This window comes from Reyranella sp. (assembly GCF_965279465.1).
GTDB lineage: Bacteria > Pseudomonadota > Alphaproteobacteria > Reyranellales > Reyranellaceae > Reyranella.
The window spans coordinates 4,190,512-4,208,505 of record NZ_OZ257242.1 but is presented as its reverse complement, the minus strand read 5'-3'; the positions used below and the strand labels follow the sequence as shown (position 1 = coordinate 4,208,505).

Here is a 17,994-nt window from a genome sequence, read left to right as displayed (position 1 = left end):
CTCTTTCCATTCTCACAGAACTTGCGAGTTTTGATCAGGTGAGGTTCGCTGGGGGCGAAGACGCGCCCCAGCGCGCTGCAACGAGGAAACAATGCCCGATATCATGGACGGCACGACCATCGCTGCGGCCTTCGCAGCGGCGGTTTCCGCGTATCCCCATCGTCCGTTCCTGGCCGTGCCCGCCAACGAGGACCGTTCCTACCTGCCCTCGGGCTTCGAGATCTCGTACGGCGAGGCCGGGCAAAGGATCGAGGCGCTGGCGGAATTCTACCGGCAGGCGGGCTACGGGGTCGGCCACCGCGTGGCGACCCTGCTGGAGAACCGGCCGGAGCACGTGCTTCACACGCTCGCCCTCAACAGCATCGGCGTGTGCTGCGTGCCGATCAATCCGGACTACCGTGCCGCCGAGATCGCCTATCTCATCGACCACAGCGAACCCGAGCTCATCCTCACGCTCGCCGAGAGGCAGAAGTCGATCGAGGAGGCGCTGGCGCAGAGCGCGCACCGGTCCGCCGTCATCCTGCCGGATGCCGTCACGGGATCGCTGGCGAAGGCCGCCCGGGCGGCGCGCGACACCCGCCCCCTGCCCGAAACGCCCGCCAGCATCCTGTACACCTCCGGCACGACGGGCCGGCCCAAGGGCTGCATCCTGTCCCACGGCTACGAGATGGCGTCGGGCGCCTGGTACGCATCGCTCGGCGGCGTGGCCGGCCTGCGCACGGCCGAAGATCGCATCTACAATCCGCTGCCGCTCTATCATGCGAATGCCGGCGTCGTTTCGCTGATCGGCGCCATCCTGACGGGCAACTGCCAGATCCAGCCCGATCGCTTCCATCCGCAGCGCTGGTGGAAGGAGGTTGCCGAGACCGGCGCCACCATCGTCCACTATCTCGGGGTGATCGCGCCGGTCCTGCTCAAGCTCCCGCCCGGCGAGCACGAACGGCGCCACGCGGTCCGGTTCGGCATCGGCGCCGGCATCGAGCCCGAGCTGCACGCGGCGTTCGAGCAACGCTTCGGCTTTCCCATGGTCGAGCTCTGGGGCATGACGGAGATGGTGCGCGTGCTGGGCGACACCGTCGAGCCGCGCCAGGTCGGCACGCGCGCGTTCGGACGGGCGGTGCCGGGCGTCGAGGTCCGCGTCGTCGATGACGCCGATCGCGACGTCGCACCGGGCCAGCCCGGAGAGATGCTGGTGCGGCATTCGGCGGAGACGCCGCGGCGCGGCTGCTTTTCCGGCTATCTCAAGGACGAGGCAGCCACCGAAAGCGCCTGGCAGGGCGGCTGGTTCCATACCGGCGATGTCGTGTGGCGCGGGCAGGACGGCATGCTGCATTTCGTCGAGCGCAAGAAGAACATCATCCGCCGCTCGGGCGAGAACATCGCGGCCGCCGAGGTGGAGGCCGTGCTGCTCACGCACCCGGATGTGCAGCAGGTGGCCGTGATGGCGGTGAAGGACGAGCTGCGGGACGAGGAGGTGCTGGCCTGCGTGGTGCTCAAGCGCGCGCTGGCGCAAGACGAGGCGGCGACGGCGCTGTTTCATCACTGCAACGAGCGCCTCGCCTACTACAAGCCGCCGGGCTGGATCCACATCGTGCAGAGCCTGCCCACCACCGGCACGCAGAAGATCCAGAAGCACAACATCTACCCCGCCGGAACCGATCCGCGCGTCCTGCCGGAAATCATCGACCTGCGCCCCTTGAAGCGCCGTCGGCACGGACCATAAGGGGGAGCGACGAAACTCTGGTGAGGGAACATGAGCGATATCGGCTTACCCGTGGACGATCGCCTGCGGCTCGGCGTCCAGACCATCCACCGCCGCACCGAACCGGCGGCCGGCGCCTGGCTGCCGACGATCGACGAGATGCGCTCGCTGGTCGAGCTGGTCGACCGCAGCGGCTACGATTCGCTGTGGGTCGGCGACCACATCTCGTTCCACATCGCCATATTCGATCCGTTGCTGCAGCTCGCGCAGGCCGCCGTGCTCAGCCGGCGGCTGGTCTTCGGCACGGGCGTCTACCTGGTGCCGCTGCGCCATCCCACGCCGGTGGCCAAGCAGGTATCGACCCTCGATCACCTGACGGAGGGCCGGTTCATCTTCGGGGTTGGCGTGGGCGGCGAGTTCCACAAGGAGTTCGAAGCCTGCGGCGTGCCGGTCGCCGAGCGCGGCGCGCGGCTGGCCGAGAGCATTGCGGTGATGAGGAAGCTGTGGAGCGGGCAGCCCGCCACCCACGACGGCCGCTTCTTCAAGTTCGAGGGCGTGACGATGCAGCCGCCGCCGCGCCAGGCGGGCGGTCCGCCGATCTGGTGCGGTGGCCGCTCGGACGCCGCGCTCCGCCGGATCGGCCGGATGACCGACGGCTGGATGTCCTACGTCATCACGCCGGAGATGTTTCGCCAGGGATTGGAGAAGATCGCACTGGCCGCCGCCGACGCCGGTCGCACCTTCGACCGGAGCTTCGGGACGGCCCACCTGCTGTTTACCTGCATCGACGACACCTACGAGAAGGCACTCGATAAAGCGACCGCCTCCCTCAGCCAGCGCTATGGCATGGACTTCCGCAAGGCCGCCCAGCGTTACTGCGCGCTCGGCCCGCCGCAAAGCGTCGCGGAAACGATCATCCGCTTCCACGACGCGGGAGCCCGCCACGTCATCCTCGATTTCGTCGGCCCGTACGAGGAGCGCGACCGCCAGATCGAACGCTTTGCCGCCGAAGCCCTGCCCCTGCTGTCCGCGCTCCGCAAGCCATCGTAGCTCATCCCTGCGCCGCGTCTTGGCGGAAGGGCGACGCCCCCTCAGCCCGAGAGCTTGTGAATCTTTCTGACCGCTGGGAGCGCGGCTCTCCAGAGCCGCTCATGGAATGTTGCAACCAACGTATATGAGCGGCTCTGGAGAGCCGCGCTCCCAGCGGCATGACCATGAAGTCGATTGCGAGGCCGGATCGACTGCCTGCGCGCCGAAAAGTCAGATCACGTTGAACGAGGACGCGCCGAGACCGGGCGCGCCGGTCAAGGACGCAAACTGGGTGGCGCCGCCCGCAGCCGCACCGTTGCTGTCGAAGAACAGCGCTCCCGTCGTGTGGTTGTAGACAATCTGCGGGCCGGCGCCGCTCGCGCTGTCGAGCGCAAAGGCCGTGGCGCTGAGCTGTCCGAGCGCCAGGCCGGCGAAGACGGTGTGATCCAGCTGCAGGGAATCGCCGACACTGAAATCCGAGATCGTGTCGACATTGCCCGGAGCCAGTGGCGTGTCGAACCGGAAGATGTCGTTGCCGCCCCCGCCGACCAGCACGTCGCCGCCGCTGCCGCCGATCAGATGGTTGGCGAGCTCGTTGCCGGTCAGGGTGACGCCCGATGTCGCCCCGGCGCCAACGGCGCGCAGGTACTCGATCGCCTGGTGCGCAGCCATCGACCAGCTCACGCTCGAGCGGACGCCGTCGGTGCCGCCGCCGGCCGCCTCGATCACCTGATCGCCGGCATTGTCGACATAGTAGGTATCGTTGTCCGCGCCGCCCGACAGGGTGTCGGCACCGGCGTTGCCGTCGAGGCGGTCGCGGCCGCCGCCGCCGTTCAGCACGTCGTCGCCGCTACCGCCGACCAGGCGGTTGGCGAACTCGTTGCCGGTCAGGGTGACGCCCGATGTCACCCCACGACGGACACCCAGATACTCGATCTCCTGGCCGGCAGCCATCGACCAGCTCACGCTCGAGTAGACATGGTCGTAGCCGCCGCCGGCCGCCTCGAACACCTGGTCGCCGGCATCGTCGACACCGTAAGCATCGTTGCCGGTGCCACCCGACAGGGTGTCGGCGCCGGCGCTGCCGTCGAGATGGTCGTTGCCGGCGGCACTGTTCAGCACGTCACTGCCGCTGCCGCCGATCAAATGGTTGGCGAGTTCGTTGCCGGTCAGCGTGACGCCCGATAGCGCCCCGGCGCCAACGGCGCGCAGGTACTCGATCTCCTGGCCGGCAGCCATCGACCAGCTCACGCTCGAGCGGACGCCGTCGGTGCCGCCGCCGGCCGCCTCGATCACCTGGTCGCCGACATTGTCGACATTGAAGGTATCGTTGCCTGCGCCCCCCGACAGGGTGTCGGCGCCGGCATTGCCCTGGAGACGGTCACGGCCGCCGCCGCCGTTCAAGACGTCGGCGCCGCTGCCGCCGACCAGGCGGTTGGCGAGCTCGTTGCCGGTCAGCGTGACGCCCGATAGCGCCCCGGCGCCAACGGCACCCAGATACTCGATCTCCTGGTCGTCAGCGATCGACCAGCTCACGCTCGAGTAGACGTGGTCGTAGCCGTCGCCGACTGCCTCGCTCACATGGTCGGCGGAATCGTTGACATGGTAGAAGTCGTTGCCGGTTCCGCCGACCAGGATGTCCTGGACGGCGCTGCCCACCAGCCGATCCGCGCCCGAGCTGCCGACCTGCGCGTTCGGCGCGGCAAAGTAGAATGGGCTGTAGGTGATGTTGCCGGCCGGATCGAAGCTGAACTTGACCTGGTTGGCCTGGTTGGGGATCTGCTCGGCAAGCGCTCCGCCGTCGACCACGGCGGAGGTTATGAGGCTGGTCGGCGAAGACGGGCTCGACTGGACGTAGATGTTGTAGGTCTTGGCGAGGGCGCCGCTGCCGATCACCATCTGGTACCAGCCGGTCGAGCCGTCGCTGGTCACCGGCACGCCGGAGATCAGAAGATATCCCCGCTTTCCGCTGAAGCCGTTGGGCGTGAGGGTCCAATGGCCCGCGCTGCCGCCTACCGTGAAGCTCTGCTCGTAGTCGCTGTTCTGCGTCGCTCCGGTCGGCAGGCTGAAACTGACGAAGCCGTTCTTCGCCTGGGCGTCGCCCGGCGCATAGAAGCGGAACGTGATCGGCACGCCGGCGGCGGGAAAATACTTGCCCAGGGAAAAGTCGAACAGGAACTGGTCCGTGCTCTTCGTGCTCGCGGCCTTGTAGGTCGACCCGGACGGGGCGACGTAGGCGAAGCTGGGCTTGGTGTAGCCGGTCGGCGTTTCGCCGAGATCGAACAGCTTCACGCCGATGCTCGACACGTTGCGATTGGCGCCGGCGTCGTAAAGGCTGAGCGACGGATTGACACCGCCGCCTTCCGACAGCAGGTCCGAGTAGCTGTAGCCGTAGGCGTTGCTGTACTTGACGAACTCCGCGGCGAACGGGTCGTAATACATCTTGCGGTTGGGATCACCGACCGTGCCGGTCCCGAGACCGATCGAGTTCGTATAGCCGAAGTTGTTGGTGCCGGCGGGCGCCGTGATGGCCTGGTAGGTGTAGGGCGCGCTCCAGTTCCAGGTCTGGTTCAGGTCGATCGTGCCCGAAACCTTGGGGTTTATCGAGTTGGCGCTGCCGCCCCACAGGCCGGCATCGAAGCCGGCGACGAGAGACCGGGTGATCTGGCCCCAGGCATTGTTCGGGGTGAAGGTCGAGTATGTCTGAAGCAGGCTCCCGTTCATCGCCGAGTAGCGCTCGAGCGATCCCGTCTGGGTGTAGATGTTCTGGGTCAGGGCGGCGAAGGGGATCTTCAGCGAGTTCTTCGTCGTGTCCACGCCGCTGCCGAGACTGACCGGATTGAGCCAGAAGACCTTATTGCCCGAATCGTAGACCACCTTGTAGAGCGACAGGACACCCGTGTCGTTGAAGTAGGCGGACAGGTAGACGTTCCCCGCGATGCCCCCGAAGCCGGTGACGTAGGTCTTCCAGTCGTTCGCCACGTTCAGCGGATTGGGAACGACGTTGTTGGCGAGCCCCAGTGTCTCGCGCTGGCCGGTGAGCGGCCCTCCGGACGCCCACGGATAGTTCTGCGTGCCGGCCGGCGACAGCGCCTTGAGGTCGTTCACGATCGTCTGGCCGCTCACGGCGTAGCCGCGCGTCTCGGTCTTGCCGCTGCTGTACTTGACGGACAGCGAGATCGGCGCACCGAATTGCACGATGTTCGTCAGGTCGGCGACGTCGGAGCCGGAGTTGCCCAATGTGAACTCGATCGCGTCGTAGCGGTAGTTGAGCTGCTTGGCCTTGGCGGTATTCACCACATCGCCGATAGCCTTCACCGCGCCCGGCAGCGTGCTCGTATGGCCCTTGCCGACCTGCTGCGTCACCACGACGACGTTGCCGCCCGCCACGGTGCTGTTGTCGGCAAGCTGCAGCGACGTGGCCGCCTTCACGCCGTTGTTGACCAGGGTGGCCGATCTCAGCAGCTTGCCGGCGCCATCGAAGGCGAAGGCGTAGACGTAGGCGCCGTTGCCGGAACCGCCCTTGGTGAGGTTGCCGAGCAGGGTGCTGCTCAGCGTGAAATCCATCGACGTCGTGGCCATTGCATTTCCGGCGGTAAGGTTGAAAGAGACGAGAGGCGGAGCAAACGCCCCAGCAGACTTTAGCCTGCCGGGAGCGCGACTCTCCAGAGCCGCTCTTCTTCAGATATCTTACACAGAGGAGCCGCCCACGCCGCGTCTCGGCAGGGACACCTCCCCACCTCACCCTGAGAGCTTGTGAAAAAATCGACGTCGCGACTCAATGACGTTCTCGCCACCTACCTACCTCACCCTGAGGAGCGCAGCGCAGCGGAGCGGAGCGTCTCGAAGGGTGGCAACGCGCACGACCTTGCTAAACTCCCGTGTTTCCAGCACCGTTGCCACGTCCTTCGAGTGGCCATCCTTCGAGACGCTCCGCTGCGCTACGCTCCTCAGGGTGAGGTAGGTATGTCGCCCGATCGCCTTGACTCGTGCTCGGTAGAAAGATTCACAAGCTCTCAGGGTGAGGGGCAAGTCAAAGCTAGCGCCTATGAGAGCCGCGCTCCCGGCAATGCCCTAGAGCCAGTTGACCGGGCCGAGGAAGTCCCGCTTGCCCACCGGCACGCCGCGATGGCGCAGGATGTCGTACGCCGTCGTCACGAAGAAGAAGAAGTTCGGCAGGGCGAACTGCTGCAGGTAGTCGTTGCCCTTGAGCTTCCGGTCGTTGCCGCCGGCGGTCCAGGCGATGACCTTGTCTTCGGCCCCGTCGACCTGCGCGCGCGTGAGCGACTTCACGAAGGCCAGGGCGGTTTCGACCCGGCTCTTGGCGGCGGCGAAGCTGGTGTCGTCCACAGCCGGCAGCGCCGGCGGCGTCACGCCGGCGAGGCGGCCGCCGGTGTTCATGCCGAAGTCCGCCGACTGACGGATCTGCCGGGCAAGGCAGAACATGTCCGGATACAACCGGTCCTGCAGCAGGGCGGATTCCTCGATCTTGTTGGCGGCACAATGCGCGGCCGCCTTGTCGATGATTCCGGCGAGCGCCCCGAGTTGCTGGACGCACGGGGTCACGGCGGCGTCATACAGGGAATATGCCATTGAAACTGCTCCTTGGTGAGAATTGGTAGAAACAAGCGCTCATGCTCACAAGCCCTGCGCGAGGCGCGGCAGGACCTCTTTGCTGAACATCGTCAGGTTGTCGACGGTGTCCTCGTGGGTGATGTGGCCGCCCTGCCCCATCATCAACAGGTGGCCGAAGCCGCCGACATGGTCGTGGAATTCCTTCATCTGGTCGAACACCATGTCGGGCGTGCCCGCGAAGCAGATGCCGGCGTCGATGAACTCCTCGACGGTCGCCTTGTCCGGATCGACCTGCCGGCCATTGCGCAAGGTAACGGTGCGCGTGGCGACGCCCGCGCCGTAGCCGGGCATCCTCAGCGCCTGCGCCGTTGCGGCGACCGACTGGTAGCCGGGCGGGAAGGCGAACTGGGCGCCCACGCGCAGGGCGGTACGGCTGTAATCGAGGATCTGATCGGCGCGCCGGAACCCCTCCTCCCTGGTGCGGCCTACGCCCACCATCGCCATATAGGCAAACCGGTCGGGTGTCGCCTCGCGGCCCTTGCTCGCCGCCCCCTTGCGGTAGGCGTCATAGATCGCCGGCGTCCGGACATAGCCGGTGTTGAGCGAGCCGATGACATAGCCGCGCTCGCCGCCGGTCTGGGCCGACTCGGGGCTGTTCACGGTCAGCCAGACCGGCGGATGGGGCTGCTGCCAGGGACGCGGCCAGACATTGACCTGGCGGTACTGGTAATGACGCCCCTCCCAGTTGAACGGGCCGTCATGGGTGGTCATCGCCTTGAGGATGAGGTCGTGCGCCTCCCAGAAGCGCGTCGACAGATCGGCGGGATTGCTGTTGGCCGGCGTCACCTCGAACGGCGCGCCCTTGACGAAGCCCATCTCGACCCTGCCGCGCGAGATCACGTCCAGGGTCGAATATTCCTCGGCGACGCGCACCGCATCGAAACGGTTGCCGATCGGCATGCCGAGGCACAGCAGCCGCGCCTTCTTCGTCACGCGGGCAAGGATCGCCATCGGGATCGTGCACACCGAGTCGATGCAGGTCGCCGTCGCGTGGTGCTCGTTCACCATGATGTTGAGCCCCAGCTCGTCGCACAGCGCCCACTCGTCGAGACCGCGGTGGTACAGATCGGCCGCGACCTTGGGATCGCAGAGACGGCTCGGGACGACGTTGCGCAGCTGGGCGCCGAGTTCCTCCCACGCGGGATAATAGGCGAGCTCGCTGAAATGCCAGACTTTCATCGTGATCGCTCCTTCACCGGTGCACGAAGGCGTCGATCGCCTGGATGGTCGCTTCGGGTTGCTCGATCCCGGGATAATGTCCCGCCCCGCCGATGAGCTTCAGTTCCGCCGAGGGCAGCGCGGCGGCCAGCAACTTTCCATAGGACGGCGTGGCAAACCGGTCGGCCTCTCCCCAGAGCACCAGGGTCGGCAGATCGACCCGATGCAGCCAGCGCTTCAGCCCCGGATTGTGCAGGTACGGCCGCCAGCCATAGTGCGCGAGCATATGGCGCTCGCGCGCGAGCTGCTCGAGCTCGGCGGCGGTCATCGCGGCGTAGGTCGGTGCATGCCGCTTCGGGTCGGCGAACAGCAGCGGAAAGGCCTCGATGTCGGGCAGGTAGAAGAGATCGGCGAAGTCGCGCTCCTCGCGGCCCCCGAACTTCACGCCGACCGGCGAGACGAGGACCAGCTTCGACAGCCGCGCGCGATTGCGCACGCACATCTCCAGCGCGATCCACCCGCCGAGGGATGCGCCGACCAGAACCACGTTGTCGAGCTTCAGCGCATCGAGAAGATCGAGATAGAGATAGGCCAGATCGTCGACCGATCGAATCTCGGGCGGAACGGACGCTGCGCCGTAGCCGGGATGGCGCGGCGCGATCACTCTCCATTTCTTCGCGAGCGCGTCGAGATGCGGCCCTGCCTGCGCGACATACTGCTCGGCATGCAGGTAGAGAAGCGGCGGTCCCGAGCCCGCGATATGGGCCTCGACGGGGAAGCCCTTGATGTCCAGCGTTTCCATTCCGACCGTCCTGCACAGATTGTCTTATTGCCTGCGCGGGAGAGTGCCGCGAGCCAAGGACTTGCGCACTGATGCATGTGCGCATGGCCCCGCTGGCCGGAATTGCCGGCGATGCGCTGGGGGCGCGTCAGTACCCGTTCGCGACGTCGACCTCTTGCAGGAGCCGTCCTCCCGCGTCGAGGCTGCGGATGTTCGCGGCGACCTCGGTGACGAGCTGGCCCACGGTCGGCCGCCGCGCCACGTGCGGCATGATCGTGACCTTGGGATGTAGCCAGAGCGGGCTCTCCGGCGGCAACGGCTCAGGGTAGAGCGCATCCAGGGCGGCGTACGACAGCTGTCCCGAATCGAGCGCGGCGATCAGGTCCCTGTCCACCACATGCTTGCCGCGGCCGACATTCACCAGCATGGCGCCGCGCGGCATCATGGCGAAGGTGCGCGCGCAGAAGATGCCCTCGGTTTCCGGCGTCAGCGGCAGCAGGCAGACGGCGATGTCGGTCTGGCCGAGAAAGGCTTCGAGCTGGTCGCTGCCGTGGAACAGCGGCACCTCCGCGGCCGGCCGCGGCGAGCGCACCCAGGCAGAGACCGGGAACCCCAGCGACTGCAGGACCAGCGCCGGCGCCTTGGCCATCATGCCGAAGCCCAGGAAGCCGATGCGCCTCTGCTCGGGCCGGGCGATCGGCACCCGGCGCCATTCCCGATTGGCCTGCGCCGCCTGGTAGCCCGGCATGTCGCGATGCAGGCGCAGGACGTGCATGACGACGTATTCCGTCATCATCGGATCGCCGCCCGGCGGCTCCACCTTGCCGAGCGGCACCTTCGGCAGCTTCGGATGCTTGACGATGTCCTCCACGCCGGCCGCGCGGCTGAACATGGCCTTGAGGTTCGGAAAGGCGGGCAACTTGTCGAAATCCGGATGCATGAAGGCGAGGTACTCGATGTCCTTCAACTCGCCGGCCTCGGGCCAGAAGCGGATCGGCAGACCGGGAAGCTGCTCCGCGAAGGCATCGCGAAATGCCTCGGCGCTGCCGATGATCTTGTCCAGATTGACGATGAGCAACGCCATGCATCCTCCAGGGTGACGCCCGTGGCGGCGTGTCACTCGCCGGAATGATAGAGGAGATGATCGGCCGACCCAAATCCTTGGTTCGGCTCTCCCCTCGTTCAACTCCACCGGCGCCGCATCATGCGCAGGCAACTGGCTGGGCAGGTTAAAGGACCGTTGAGTGACATTCTGGTTATGCATCCCAGTGTTGCAGGCCACTCTTGTGCGGCAACAACTACGGGGAGAGGCATGATCAGTCGAGCCCATATGGAACAAACAATAAGGTCACTTTATGCAGCGCGCATACGGGGAGATCTCGACGGGACGGTAAAGGACCTGGCCGAGGACGCGGTCTTCGTATTGAACGGCCGCGGCACCGGCGTTCCGGCGATGAGCCAGGACTGCTGCGGCAAGGCCGCGGTGCGGGAGGCGATCGGGCAGCTGATCGACCATTGGCGCTTTGCCGATTGGAAGGAGACGTCGCTCATGGTCGATGGGCACAAGTTGGCGTTGGCATGGACGGCCCAGGTGACGTTTGTTCCGACCAATAAGTCTGCGACCATCGATGTCGTCGACATGATCACCTTTCGCGACGGCAAGATCGTCGATTTTCGTCAATCGACCGACACCGCCATGGTGATGTCGCTTGCGTCTTGAGGGACGCACGGCGCTCCTGCTACCGCGGCGATAGCCTCACCGCCGTCATGTAGTGCTGGCGGTAGTAGTCGGAGTCGAGGGCCGTGACCGAGACGGGCGAGCCGCGATGCGTGGCGTGAACGAACTGGCCGTTGCCGGCATAGATGCCGACGTGGGTGAAGGTGCCGCGATGGCCGAAGAAGACGATGTCGCCGCGCTGCAGGTCGCTGCGTGCGACCGCAGCGCCCTCGCGCGCCATGCCGTCCGGCATGCGCGGGATGTTCTGTCCAAAGACCGCGCCGTAGAGGTAATAGACAAAGCCGCTGCAGTCGAAGCCCGTGCTGGGCGAGATGCCGCCATTGCGATAGGGCGTGCCCAGGTATTGCATGGCGCGCGAGACCAGGCGGTCACCCCAATCGTTTGCGACCGCGGGGGTGGCAAACGAAGCTGGGACCACTGCGGGCTTCGCCTGTGTGAAACCGGCGAACGCGCCGTTCTCCTGCTGCCATTTGGCATTGAGCTGATCGGCGACACTGTCCGTCGGATCGGCTTGGGGCGCTGCCTTATGAGCGGCCTTCGCCGGAGGTTTCAGCTTCGACTTGGCCGGCGCCTTGACCTGGGCGATCGCGGGGGAAAGAACACCCGCTGTCCCGAACAGCATCAGAGCGGCCAGCACCGCGACCGACCAGGCTGTCGCCCGGCCAAAGACTCGTACGCTCGAGCGCGTGTAGCGCCCGCTTCCCAACGCCATGAACTTCTCCCCCTCGGGACTAAGGCAAGGCGGCCAGCGGCCTACCCCCATAGTGTCGAAAGGCGGTTCTTCCGTCCAACAAATGTTGCAAAGTTGCCACAACACCTTCGGACGGCTGAGCGTTGATTTTGCTTGCTTTTCGGGACTCGCTTCATGTGGCTTGTCCACAGGCGGGAAATCGCCAGCCCGTGCTCTGCCATGATTGCGGGCAGGGAATGCGCTCTTGAAATAGCAACGGGCGCATCTCGCGAGATGCGCCCGTCACCCTGTCAGTCAGCCGGCGTGCCCGCCGGCGATCGCGCTACACGATCGTGAACTGGTTCGCCGTCATGGCGAGGCCAGGGGTAACCGACCCGAACGCGACTGCAGCCTGGGCGCCATTGCCATCGGCGTCGTACAGCATGTTTCCGGTGGCCGAGTCGTAGCCGATCCGGTCCGAGGCATCGCTTGCGGCTGCACCGAGGAAGAAGGCGCTCGCCGCCAGCACGCCGACCGGGCCCGCCTGGCTGAAGATCGACGAGCTCAGCGCGACATTGTCGGCCCCGACGGTGAAGTCGACAATGGTCACGAAGTTGTCGGCAACGAGAGGGGTATCGAACTGGAAGGTGTCGTTGCCGTCACCGCCGATCAGCGCGTCGTTTCCGCCGCCGGTGATGAACTTGTCGTTTCCGCCGAGGCCAGACAGGACATTGTCGGCGCTGTTGCCGGTGATGACGTTGCCGAGCCCATTGCCGGTGCCGTTGATGGCGGCGGCCCCGGTCAGGGTCAGGTTCTCCAGGTTCGTCGACAGCGTGTACGAGACCGAAGACTGCACGGTGTCGATGCCACCGGCCACTTCGGCGGCCACGTCGCCGGCGTTGTCGACGATGTAGGTGTCGTTGCCGAAGCCGCCGTTCATGTTGTCGATGCCCGCGCCGCCATTCAGCGTGTCGTTGCCGTCGAGGCCCGACAGGACGTTGTTGCCGCTGTTGCCGGTGATCACGTTGTCCTTGGCGTTGCCGGTGCCGTTGATCGCGCCCGCTCCGGTCAAGGTCAGGTTCTCGAGGTTCACCGACAGCGTGTGCGTGATCGACGACTGGACGGTGTCGACGCCGCCGGCGACCTCGCCGGCCACGTCGCCGACATTGTCGACGATGTAGGTGTCGTCGCCGAAGCCCCCGTCCATGCTGTCGGCGCCCGTGCCGCCGTCCAGCCTGTCGTTGCCGTCGCCGCCGCTCAGCGAGTCGGCACCGCCGGCACCCTTCAGCGAATCGTCGCCCGCAAGGCCCGACAGGACATTGTTGGCGGCGTTGCCGACGATCAGGTTGTCGAGCGCATTGCCGGTGCCGTTGATCGCGGCGGCCCCGGTCAGGGTCAGGTTCTCGATGTTCGTCGAGAGGGTGTGCGTGACCGAGGCCTGCACGGTATCGGTGCCGCCCGCCACCTCGGCCGCCACGTCGCCGGCATTGTCGACGATGTAGAGATCGTTGCCGAAGCCGCCGTTCATGTTGTCGGCGTTCGTGCCGCCATCCAGCGTGTCGTTGCCATCGCCGCCGATCAGCGTGTCGACCCCGACAAGGCCCGACAGGACGTTGTTGCCGCTGTTGCCGGTGATCACGTTGCCCTTGGAGTTACCGGTGCCGTTGATCGCGGCCGATCCGGTCAGGGTCAGGTTCTCGAGGTTCACCGACAGCGTGTGCGTGACCGAGGCCTGCACCGTGTCAGTGCCGCCCGCGACCTCGCCGGCCACGTCGGCGGCGCTGTCGACGATGTAGGTGTCGTTGCCGAAACCGCCATCCATGTTGTCGGCGCCCGTGCCGCCGTCCAGCGTGTCGTTGCCATCGCCGCCGCTCAGCGTGTCGTCGCCGGCAAGGCCCGACAGGACGTTGTTGCCGCTGTTGCCGGTGATCACGTTGTCCTTGGCGTTGCCAGTGCCGCTGATCGAGGCCGATCCGGTCAGGGTCAGGTTCTCGAGGTTCACCGACAGCGTGTGCGTGACCGAGGCCTGCACCGTGTCGACGCCGGCGGCCACTTCGCCCGCCACGTCGCCGGCGTTGTCGACGATGTAGGTGTCGTTGCCGAAACCGCCATCCATGTTGTCGGCGCCCGTGCCGCCGTCGAGCGTATCGTTGCCGTCGCCGCCGATCAGCGTGTCGGCGCCGGAAAGGCCCGACAGGACGTTGTTGCCGCTGTTGCCGGAGATCACGTTGGCCAGCGAGTTGCCGATGCCGTTGGTGTTCCCGCTGCCGGTCAAGGTCAGGTTCTCGACATACTGGCCGGCCAGGCTGTAGCTGATCGAGCTGAAGACCTGATCGGTCCCCGCGCCGTTCGCCTCGACCGTGCTGTCGCCGGCATTATCGACAAAGTAAGTGTCGTTGCCCGCGCCGCCGGCCATCACGTCTGCGCCGGTCGAGCCGTTCAGGACATTGTTGCCCGAATTGCCGGTCAACGTGTTGGCCAGCGAGTTGCCGATGGCGTTGATGTTCGAGCTGCCGGTCAGGGTCAGGTTCTCGACATACTGGCCGGCCAGGCTGTAGCTGACCGAGCTGAAGACCAGATCGGTCCCCGCGACGTTCGCCTCGATCGCGGTATCGCCGGCGTCGTCGACATAGTAGGTGTCGTTGCCCGCGCCGCCGGCCATGCTGTCGGCGCCCGTGCCGCCAACCAGGGCGTCGTTGCCGTCGCCGCCGAGCAGCGTGTCGGCGCCGCCGGCGCCCTTCAACGTGTCGTTGCCCGCGAGGCCCGACAGGACGTTGTTGGCGTCGTTGCCGATGATGAGGTTGTCCTTGGCATTGCCGGTGCCGTTGATCGCGTTGGCGCCGGTCAGGGTCAGGTTCTCCAGGTTCACCGACAGCGTGTGCGTGATCGAGGACTGCACCGTGTCGGTGCCCCCCGCCACCTCGCCGGCCACATCGCCCGCGTTGTCGACGATGTAGGTGTCGTCGCCGAAGCCGCCGTCCATGTTGTCGGCGCCCGTGCCGCCATTCAGCGTGTCGTTGCCGTCGCCGCCGCTCAGCGTGTCGTTGCCCGAAAGGCCCGACAGGACGTTGTTGCCCGAATTGCCGGTCAACGTGTTGGCCAGCGAGTTGCCGGTGGCGTCGATGTTCGAGCTGCCGGTCAGGGTCAGGTTCTCGGTATACTGGCCGGCCAGGCTGTAGCTGATCGAGCTGAAGACCAGATCGGTCCCCGCGCCGCTCGCCTCGACCGCGGTATCGCCGGCGTCGTCGACGTAGTAGGTGTCGTTGCCTGCGCCGCCGGCCATGCTGTCGGCGCCCGTGCCGCCAACCAGGACGTCGTTGCCGTCGCCGCCGAGCAGCCTGTCGGTGCCGCCCGCACCCTTCAACGTGTCGTTGCCCGCGAGGCCCGACAGGCCGTTGTTGGCGTCGTTGCCGATGATGAGGTTGTCCTTGGCATTGCCGGTGCCGTTGATCGCGTCGGCGCCGGTCAGGGTCAGGTTCTCCAGGTTCACCGACAGCGTGTGCGTGATCGAGGCCTGCACCGTGTCGGTGCCGCCCGCCACCTCGCTCGCCACATCGCCGACGTTGTCGACGATGTAGGTGTCGTCGCCAAAGCCGCCGTTCATGTTGTCGGCGCCCGTGCCGCCATTCAGCGTGTCGTTGCCGTCGCCGCCGCTCAGCGTGTCGTTGCCGCTGCCGCCGCTCAGCGAGTCGTCGCCGGTGTCGCCGATCAGCGAATCGTCGCCGGCGCCACCGTCCAGCGTGTCATCGCCGCCACCGCCATCGAGCGAGTCGGCGCCCGCGCCGGGGAACGATCCTGCAGGAATGCGTGTTACCGTGGCCGAGACGAACAGCGGGGTGATTGTTTCGTCGGCGGCTGTACCCGTGAAAATGGCCATTTCTTTCTCCTGGGAATAATTATGTGGGTACGCAAAACTTGAAAAATGACTTCCACAAACTCCGGAAAGCGCTGCCGGTGTAATAGCCTTGGATGTCCCGCATATGTTGTGCAACCCACATTTACGTTTCGTGGGTTTCCCAGCTGAATGGCCTCGCCACAGAAAGTTTTCTTTTTCGAGAACGACGGTGGTGATTTTTTTGTGGCATAACCGCCGTTCTCGCTGGTATCAAAAACAGGTTTTCCCCGCAGTCGCGTATTTCTGTATATGAAGAACCGATTTCTTGATGAGCGCGCTCGAAGCTCAAAAAATGCGCAGCCGACTCTTTTGCCTAGGCTCGAGCGCCGCGGCGGGAGAAGAATTCCGCGATTCTCAGCGCACCGACGCGAGCGCTACCGGCGGGCAGGCGAGCCCGTTCACCAGCGGCGGCGGATTGCCGGTGCGGCAGGCGGGCTCGGCGCGGCGGCAGCGCGGGTGGAAGGTGCAGCCGGACGGCAGGTCCGCCGGATTGGGCGGCTCGCTCGGCGTGGCGGGGGGCACGGTGCCGGCGTGGAGGCGCGGCACCGACGCGAGCAGCGCCTGGGTGTAGGGATGGCGCGGCGCGCCGAGGACCTGCTCGGCGCTGCCCTGCTCGACGATCCGTCCGAGATACATCACCGCCACTTCGGCGCAGACCTGGCGCACCACCGCGAGATTGTGGCTGATGAACAGGTAGGTGAGGCCGCGGCGGGCGCGCAGCTCGGCCAGCATGTCGAGCATCTGGGCCTGCACGCTGACATCGAGCGCGCTGGTCGGCTCGTCGAGCACCAGCAGCTGCGGCTCCGGCGCGAGCGCGCGGGCAATGCAGACGCGCTGCTTCTGGCCGCCCGAGAGCTCGTGCGGATAGCGGCGCAGGAACTCCGGCCCGAGCCCGACCTCGGCGAAGAGCTGCCGCACGCGGTCGTCGAGCTCCGAGCCGCTGGCGAGGCGCTGGATGACCAGCGGCTCGGCGACAGCGGCGGCCGCCGTGAGCCGCGGGTCGAGCGCGGCCGACGGGTTCTGGTGCACGAGCTGCAGCCGGCGGCGCAGCGGGCGCAACGACGACTCCGGAAGTGCCGTGATGTCCTGGCCGTTGAACAGGATGCGCCCGGCGCTGACCGGCGTCAGCCGCAGCAGCAGCCGCGCGAGGGTGGACTTGCCGCAGCCGCTCTCGCCAACCAGCCCGAGCGTCGCGCCCGGCGCCAGCGAGAGATCGACGTGCGCCACGGCGGTCAACCTGCGTGCCGGCTGGAACGCCGTGCGCGGCAGAGCGTAGGTCTTGGCCAGGCCGGTGGCGTCGAGGAGCGCAGTCATGACGTGGCGTGATGGCAGGCGACGCGATGCGCCGGCGCGAGCTCGCGCAGGATCGGCTTGGTGTTGCGGCAAACATCGGTCGCCAGCGCACAGCGCGGATGGAAGCGGCAGCCGGCCGGCGGCGTCAGCAGGTTGGGGATGCTGCCGGGAATGCCGCGCGGCTTGTGCGCCGGGTTGTCGATGTCGGGTACCGCGGCGATCAGCCCCTGCGCGTAGGGATGGCGCGGATGGGCCAGCAGCCCGGCGGTCGGCGCCTCCTCGACCACCGTGCCGGCATACATCACCGCGACCCGCGCGCAGCTCGCCGCGACGACGCCGAGGTCGTGGCTGATCAGCATCAGCGCCAGCCCGCGCTCCTTCACCAGCCCGGCGATCAGCGCCAGCACCTGCGCCTGCACCGTCACGTCGAGCGCCGTGGTCGGCTCGTCGGCTACCAGCACGCTCGGATTACCCGCCAGCGCCATGGCGATCAGCACCCTCTGGCGCATGCCGCCCGAGAGCTGATGCGGATGGCTGGCGAGCAGGCGGTGCGGCTCGGCGAGGCCGACCGAGGCCAGCAGCCCGGCGGCCTGCTCGCGGAGGGCGCGGCGCGAGCGCTTCACCTCGCCCGCCGCCGCCTCCTGGCCGCGGATCGCGTCCTCCATCTGCGTGCCGATCGCCAGCAGCGGATTGAGGTAGCTCGCCGGATCCTGGAAGACCATGGCGATGCGGCGGCCGCGCAGCCGGCGCATCGCCTTATCGGGCAGGCCGAGCACGTCCTGACCCTCGAACAGGATGGCGCCCGACACGACCCGCGCCGGCGGCGACTCGTTCAGCCGCAAGAGGCTGCGCGCCAGCACCGACTTGCCGCAGCCGGTTTCGCCGACGATGCCCAGCGTCTGGCCCGAATCGAGCGACAGGTCGATGCCGTCGAGCACGTGCAAGGTGCCGTCGAACGTGTCGAACGCCAGCCGGTAATCACGGATCTCGACGAGGCTCATCGGAAAGCGCTCTTCGTTGTCGTCCTGAGCGCAGCGAAGGACCTCACCGACCGATCAGACACGGGCCGCGGGGCTGGCGTGAGGTCCTTCGC

The 17,994-nt window shown here is 66.7% G+C and carries 12 protein-coding genes; 3 read left to right on the top strand and 9 right to left on the bottom strand.

Translation table 11 applies throughout. The features are described 5' to 3' along the window. Positions 1-91: 91 nt before the first annotated feature. Together ACQY8M_RS20475 and ACQY8M_RS20470 are read left to right on the top strand one after the other, a co-directional pair. A complete protein-coding gene (locus ACQY8M_RS20475; RefSeq protein WP_428658883.1) occupies positions 92-1,723 on the top strand; it encodes an AMP-binding protein in 1,632 nt (543 codons plus the stop codon). A 30-nt stretch (positions 1,724-1,753) separates the two neighbouring features. Then, positions 1,754-2,752: an LLM class flavin-dependent oxidoreductase gene (locus ACQY8M_RS20470; protein WP_428658880.1), complete on the top strand. Its 999-nt coding sequence runs from the start codon at positions 1,754-1,756 to the stop codon at positions 2,750-2,752. 210 nt (positions 2,753-2,962) lie between these two features. On the opposite strand, the gene ACQY8M_RS20465 is transcribed toward ACQY8M_RS20470, so the two are convergent. From ACQY8M_RS20465 to ACQY8M_RS20445, 5 genes are all read right to left on the bottom strand, one after another. Continuing rightward, positions 2,963-6,313 carry a calcium-binding protein gene (locus ACQY8M_RS20465; protein ID WP_428658878.1) on the bottom strand — a complete coding sequence of 1,117 codons (3,351 nt, stop codon included), beginning with the start codon at positions 6,311-6,313 and terminating at the stop codon, positions 2,963-2,965. A gap of 492 nt (positions 6,314-6,805) precedes the next feature. Beyond that, the gene (locus ACQY8M_RS20460) at positions 6,806-7,324 is read right to left on the bottom strand and encodes a DUF1993 domain-containing protein (protein WP_428658875.1); all 519 of its coding nucleotides are present in this window, start codon (positions 7,322-7,324) and stop codon (positions 6,806-6,808) included. Positions 7,325-7,369: 45 nt separating this feature from the next. Further along, entirely contained in the window at positions 7,370-8,545 is a 1,176-nt protein-coding gene (locus ACQY8M_RS20455; protein WP_428658872.1) for an LLM class flavin-dependent oxidoreductase, read from the bottom strand. Positions 8,546-8,558: 13 nt separating this feature from the next. Next, complete coding sequence (locus ACQY8M_RS20450) at positions 8,559-9,326, bottom strand: alpha/beta fold hydrolase (RefSeq protein ID WP_428658869.1); 768 nt, start codon at positions 9,324-9,326, stop codon at positions 8,559-8,561. 127 nt (positions 9,327-9,453) lie between these two features. Continuing rightward, on the bottom strand, positions 9,454-10,389 hold the full coding sequence (locus ACQY8M_RS20445) for a 2-hydroxyacid dehydrogenase (protein WP_428658866.1): 936 nt from the start codon (positions 10,387-10,389) through the stop codon (positions 9,454-9,456). Between the two features lie 156 nt (positions 10,390-10,545). Here ACQY8M_RS20445 and ACQY8M_RS20440 point away from each other — a divergent pair, with 156 nt between their 5' ends. Then, on the top strand, positions 10,546-11,025 hold the full coding sequence (locus ACQY8M_RS20440) for a nuclear transport factor 2 family protein (protein ID WP_428658863.1): 480 nt from the start codon (positions 10,546-10,548) through the stop codon (positions 11,023-11,025). 19 nt (positions 11,026-11,044) lie between these two features. Here the strand turns inward: ACQY8M_RS20440 and ACQY8M_RS20435 are convergent, their stop codons facing one another. The 4 genes from ACQY8M_RS20435 to ACQY8M_RS20420 form a co-directional block, all read right to left on the bottom strand. Then, positions 11,045-11,755 (bottom strand): C40 family peptidase, encoded by a 711-nt coding sequence (locus ACQY8M_RS20435; protein ID WP_428658860.1) that lies wholly within the window; start codon positions 11,753-11,755, stop codon positions 11,045-11,047. Between the two features lie 301 nt (positions 11,756-12,056). Further along, a complete protein-coding gene (locus ACQY8M_RS20430) occupies positions 12,057-15,590 on the bottom strand; it encodes a beta strand repeat-containing protein (RefSeq protein WP_428658857.1) in 3,534 nt (1,177 codons plus the stop codon). Positions 15,591-15,962: 372 nt separating this feature from the next. Further along, on the bottom strand, positions 15,963-16,922 hold the full coding sequence (locus ACQY8M_RS20425; RefSeq protein WP_428658854.1) for an oligopeptide/dipeptide ABC transporter ATP-binding protein: 960 nt from the start codon (positions 16,920-16,922) through the stop codon (positions 15,963-15,965). Further along, the gene (locus ACQY8M_RS20420; protein ID WP_428658851.1) at positions 16,919-17,902 is read right to left on the bottom strand and encodes an ABC transporter ATP-binding protein; all 984 of its coding nucleotides are present in this window, start codon (positions 17,900-17,902) and stop codon (positions 16,919-16,921) included. Before ACQY8M_RS20420 ends, ACQY8M_RS20425 begins: the two co-directional genes overlap by 4 nt. Positions 17,903-17,994: the final 92 nt, after the last annotated feature.

What these genes read in the sequence shown, in the direction of transcription:
- ACQY8M_RS20475 (WP_428658883.1), top strand. Translation starts at nt 92, where the DNA reads ATGCCCGATATCATGGACGGCACGACCATCGCTGCGGCCTTCGCAGCG.
- ACQY8M_RS20470 (WP_428658880.1), top strand. Translation starts at nt 1,754, where the DNA reads ATGAGCGATATCGGCTTACCCGTGGACGATCGCCTGCGGCTCGGCGTC.
- ACQY8M_RS20465 (WP_428658878.1), bottom strand. Translation starts at nt 6,313, where the DNA reads ATGGCCACGACGTCGATGGATTTCACGCTGAGCAGCACCCTGCTCGGC.
- ACQY8M_RS20460 (WP_428658875.1), bottom strand. Translation starts at nt 7,324, where the DNA reads ATGGCATATTCCCTGTATGACGCCGCCGTGACCCCGTGCGTCCAGCAA.
- ACQY8M_RS20455 (WP_428658872.1), bottom strand. Translation starts at nt 8,545, where the DNA reads ATGAAAGTCTGGCATTTCAGCGAGCTCGCCTATTATCCCGCGTGGGAG.
- ACQY8M_RS20450 (WP_428658869.1), bottom strand. Translation starts at nt 9,326, where the DNA reads ATGGAAACGCTGGACATCAAGGGCTTCCCCGTCGAGGCCCATATCGCG.
- ACQY8M_RS20445 (WP_428658866.1), bottom strand. Translation starts at nt 10,389, where the DNA reads ATGGCGTTGCTCATCGTCAATCTGGACAAGATCATCGGCAGCGCCGAG.
- ACQY8M_RS20435 (WP_428658860.1), bottom strand. Translation starts at nt 11,755, where the DNA reads ATGGCGTTGGGAAGCGGGCGCTACACGCGCTCGAGCGTACGAGTCTTT.
- ACQY8M_RS20430 (WP_428658857.1), bottom strand. Translation starts at nt 15,590, where the DNA reads ATGGCCATTTTCACGGGTACAGCCGCCGACGAAACAATCACCCCGCTG.
- ACQY8M_RS20425 (WP_428658854.1), bottom strand. Translation starts at nt 16,922, where the DNA reads ATGACTGCGCTCCTCGACGCCACCGGCCTGGCCAAGACCTACGCTCTG.
- ACQY8M_RS20420 (WP_428658851.1), bottom strand. Translation starts at nt 17,902, where the DNA reads ATGAGCCTCGTCGAGATCCGTGATTACCGGCTGGCGTTCGACACGTTC.